The following is a 512-nucleotide window of genomic DNA, read 5'->3' on the forward strand; positions in this document are numbered from 1 at the left end:
TCCCCCCTTTCCCCTTTTCCTTCTTCCTCTCCTCTCTCTCCTCCTCTCCTTTCTCTCTCCTCTTCTCCCCTTTTTTCCTCCTCTCCTTCTCTCTCTTTTCTTTCCCCTCTTTTTCCTTTTCCCTCCTTTTTTCCCTCCCCCCCCTTTTTTCTTCCTTCTCTCTCTTTCCCCCTCCTCCCTTTCTTTTCCCCTTCTCTCCTCTTTCTCCTCCCCCTTTTTTTTTCTTTTTTTCTTCTCTTTCTCTTCTTTCTCTCTTTTCTTCCTTCTTCCTCCTCTCTCCCTCCCTTTCTCTTCTCTTTTCTCTTCTCTTCCCCTCTCTCCCCTTTCTTTCTCTTTTCCCTTTCTCTCTTTTTTCTTTTCCTTCCCTTCTTTGTCTGTTTCTTTTCTCTTTTCCCTTTCCTCTTTTCTTTCCTCTTTTTCCTTTTCTCTCTTTTCTCTCCTTTCTCTCCTCTTTTCTCCCCCTCCTTCTCCCCCTTTCTTCCCTCCTCTCTGGTTTCTCTTTTCTTCTTCCC

1 protein-coding gene is annotated in these 512 nt (G+C 44.9%); it reads right to left on the reverse strand.

Going from position 1 to position 512, the window contains the following annotated elements:
- The coding region (locus K5Q73_RS21930) for a hypothetical protein (protein WP_220766202.1) at positions 1–512 on the reverse strand (512 nt) is incomplete at both ends.

Source organism: Shewanella sp. MBTL60-112-B2 (assembly GCF_019655055.1).
Lineage (GTDB): Bacteria > Pseudomonadota > Gammaproteobacteria > Enterobacterales > Shewanellaceae > Shewanella.